Annotated in this window: 5 protein-coding genes; 3 read left to right on the plus strand and 2 right to left on the minus strand. The window is 38.0% G+C overall.

Going from position 1 to position 3307, the window contains the following annotated elements:
- Nucleotides 1-457, plus strand: a 457-nt coding sequence (locus PLK24_RS09945; RefSeq protein WP_324478712.1) for a CPBP family glutamic-type intramembrane protease, incomplete at its 5' end; no start/stop codon positions are given.
- A gap of 32 nt (nucleotides 458-489) precedes the next feature.
- Here the strand turns inward: PLK24_RS09945 and PLK24_RS09950 are convergent.
- Nucleotides 490-954, minus strand: a complete 465-nt coding sequence (locus tag PLK24_RS09950) for a flavodoxin family protein (protein WP_324478714.1) — start codon at nucleotides 952-954, stop codon at nucleotides 490-492.
- 321 nt (nucleotides 955-1275) lie between these two features.
- Here PLK24_RS09950 and PLK24_RS09955 point away from each other — a divergent pair, with 321 nt between their 5' ends.
- Both PLK24_RS09955 and PLK24_RS09960 read left to right on the plus strand, forming a co-directional pair.
- Nucleotides 1276-1875, plus strand: a complete 600-nt coding sequence (locus PLK24_RS09955; RefSeq protein WP_324478716.1) for a hypothetical protein — start codon at nucleotides 1276-1278, stop codon at nucleotides 1873-1875.
- Nucleotides 1876-2005: 130 nt separating this feature from the next.
- Entirely contained in the window at nucleotides 2006-2815 is an 810-nt protein-coding gene (locus PLK24_RS09960; RefSeq protein WP_324478718.1) for an alpha/beta fold hydrolase, read from the plus strand.
- A gap of 58 nt (nucleotides 2816-2873) precedes the next feature.
- On the opposite strand, the gene PLK24_RS09965 is transcribed toward PLK24_RS09960, so the two are convergent.
- A partial coding sequence (locus PLK24_RS09965) for a hemerythrin domain-containing protein (protein ID WP_324478720.1) occupies nucleotides 2874-3307 on the minus strand: 434 nt, incomplete at its 5' end.

The following is a 3307-nucleotide window of genomic DNA, read 5'->3' on the forward strand; positions in this document are numbered from 1 at the left end:
CGTTTTTGGTTTCATTATTATAGGTTTAGATACCTGGATTTTTAATCTGAAAAAAATCGGTTTAGTGCTTCCAGAAACCGTTCATCCACCGGCGTGGCAGGGATTTCTTGCTTCCTTTTATGGAGGAATTACCGAGGAAGTGTTACTTCGCTTATTCTTGCTGTCGCTGTTGGTATGGATAGGCAATTTAATGACGAAAAATAAAGACCTGCATCCCAATATTCGTATCCTTTGGATTGCCAATATCATTGCCGCTGTTATCTTTGGTTTAGGTCATCTTCCGGCAACGAAAGGGATGGGTCTTCCTCTCAATTCCTTTGTTATCACCCGAGCAATTGTCCTGAATGGAGTTGCAGGCTTAGCTTTTGGATGGTTATACTGGACTCGGGGTTTAGAAAGCTCAATGATAGCTCATTTTAGCGCCGATATTGTCCTTCATGTATTATTTGCATTTTAATTTATTTTCTCAATAAAAAACCAAGCAAGGAATTAAAAAAGTTTTCCGAATTTCGCAATTAAATCAGCGGTTTGTTTCTTTCTCGGTCCCATTCTAATAATCATTCCAGTATCAACAACCCTTCCTTCCTTGGATTCGCAAAGTTTTACCATTCGATTAATAGTTTGATTCCCACCTGTCCAGGCAAAGGGAAGACCTTTGGTAACAAAACAGGCAATCTTTTTCCCTTGGATTGATGGCATTTGATTCATATAAGCTTCCATCGCTGGAGAAAGGAATCCACCCCTGACCCAGGCTCCAAATATAATTGCTTCATATTGATTTAAATCCGGAAAGGATTTTAACTGAATTTTTTTGATATCGATTTGTTTCTCATCAATTGGTTCAATTCTTTCAATCTGAACATCATGTCTTAATACTGATAGTTTTTCTTCAAGCCTTTGGGCAATAGAGTGAGTAAAGCCGGATTTTGAATCTACAATAATCCCTATCTTCAATTATTATTCCCTCCTCAGTGATTACACTTTAGATGTGATTCTTTTAATTATTGATTTTTATAGACCCTTTCTAAATTGTATGTTTCCTTTCATAGGTAGTCAACATAAAAAATAGTAAGGTTGAATAACATCGAAAAATCTTTCTTGACATCATCTTCATAAAATAAAATAATATATTCTGTTATGATTTTAAACTATCATATAATGATAGGCTTTATATAGTAGCAAAATTGAAAAGAGTAGTGCCAGCTTGTTACAAAGCATTTTTAGTTATCTAATTTTTCAAAGATAAAAATATTCCAAAAATGGATGGTAACCACTATGATTAACCATCTTATTCATGTTTATAGAAAAGGAACTATTCCCTTCCAAAGTTTGTCTGCACTATCGGATGCTGATGCCACCAAAATAATGCAAAACTTGTATATTGAAGGTGCAATTTTTTGGGAAAGGTTTGAAAACCCTGCTCAATATTTAAAAACGCGCCGACAAATTGAGTATCGGCTTCGAGAGGAATTCATTGCCAAAGGAGGGAAGCCTCGGGAATCCTATCCGATTTATATGATCTATGGACGCTCTAAGTGGTTAATCGAAGCTCCCGACGCCAAAACTCTTTCTACAACGACAGAAATTCAAATCCCTCTTTCTCTTTTCCAAAAACAAGATTTAAGCTTTACCTATCCCGATAGCATGGTTTCCTTCTTATTGTTGAATCAAAAAGATTCTCCTTATTATCTATCTGATTTTCATGGAAAGGTATTCATCTTAGACGAAATACAAGATTTGGTTCAATCAAACGGTCTTCCGGGAGAAAAATGGGGAACCAATCTTCCCAAATATTTTGCCAATTACATCGAAGTCCAGGTGTGGAACCAAGAACCACTTCTCGAATATCGAAATCAAATTACCTTGAATGATTGATTTAAATCGGTCTCATGGAAATAAACACCTATTAGAACAAGGAAAATTGGAATAATTTAGTAAGTTTCGTATTTGAAATATATGGAGGGCAAAAAATCACCTTGGGATATCTTTCTTTGGAAGTGATGGCATGAAAGAGGTACAACTTGGAGATATTCGAATCTCATACACACAAGCTGGCCATGGTCCACCCTTGGTTCTTCTGCATGGTGGAATGGAAGATAGCCGATCCTGGCGTCAGCAAATAGATGGTCTTTCCGATGAGTTTACGGTATTTGCCTGGGACGCTCCAGGGTGTGGACAGTCATCTGATGTGCTAGAAAGTTGGCGTTTGTCTAATTACGCCGATGCTTTAGCGGGATGGCTTAATAAAATTGCCCTCAAGCGCCCACATCTCCTTGGCCTTTCCTGGGGGAGTTCTCTTGCATTGGAGTTTTACCGTCGATACTCCAATATTCCTTTATCGCTTATTCTGGCTTCTGCTTATGCAGGATGGAAAGGTTCGCTTCCACCAGACGAAGTCGCTACTCGCCTTGAAAACATTCTTGCCAGCGTAAATCTTCCCCTTGAAGAAGTTGTTGAGAGTTGGCTTTCGATTTTAAGTAGGCCTTTACCGGGTGAGCTAATTCATGAGTTGACCACTATTTGGGGGGATAATTCGGGAAGGTCCCATCCAGGGGGTTTTCGGGCAATGGCATATTCTATGGCAGAAGCTGATCTGCGAGATGTCCTTCCCCAGATCCAAATCCCTACCCTGTTATTGTATGGTGAACTCGACCAGCGATCACCACTTAAGGTTGCCAATGACCTCCTGAGGTTGATCCCACTTGCTAAGCTTGCCATAATCCCACAAGCCGGTCACCTTGCCAATGCAGAAGCACCAGAAGAATTTAACCGGCATGTCCGTCGTTTTTTAAGGTCCGTCTCAGGTTATGGATAATTCATTAAAACTGAATAAAAAAGAATAACAACCGCTTTTATAGTTTAGCACATTCAAATTAATCATTCGAAAACGCTTTATTCAATTCTAAAACCACTGATTGATATTTTGAATGTATCATCGTTCTATCAAAATCCCAAAATTTATTCAGCATCCTTTCTTGCTCTTGGTTGGTTAAATACTTCATGGAAGCTGGGAAAAAGATATCATCTTCCTTTTTAATATGTGCAGGGTAAAAATTGACCAGCGTTTTTAGTTTTTCTAACATCACTTTTTCAGCTGTCATATCACCAGTGACATACTGGTTTTTTGAATCGACGAGCTCTCGGACTATACTTCTTCCAAATACATGTTCCTCAATAAGTTCTTTCATTAATTTATCATCTTCATCTGTCATTTTTTTCTCTGAAAGGTCTTTAAAGAGAATATCTTCCTCTTTTCCATGATGAGTTTTATCAGCGTAGGTTTTAATAAAATCTACAACAACATCGA

The organism is Atribacter sp. (genome assembly GCF_035418125.1).
In the GTDB taxonomy this organism is placed as follows: domain Bacteria; phylum Atribacterota; class Atribacteria; order Atribacterales; family Atribacteraceae; genus Atribacter; species Atribacter allofermentans.

What these genes read in the sequence shown, in the direction of transcription:
- PLK24_RS09955 (WP_324478716.1), top strand. Translation starts at nt 1,276, where the DNA reads ATGATTAACCATCTTATTCATGTTTATAGAAAAGGAACTATTCCCTTC.
- PLK24_RS09960 (WP_324478718.1), top strand. Translation starts at nt 2,006, where the DNA reads ATGAAAGAGGTACAACTTGGAGATATTCGAATCTCATACACACAAGCT.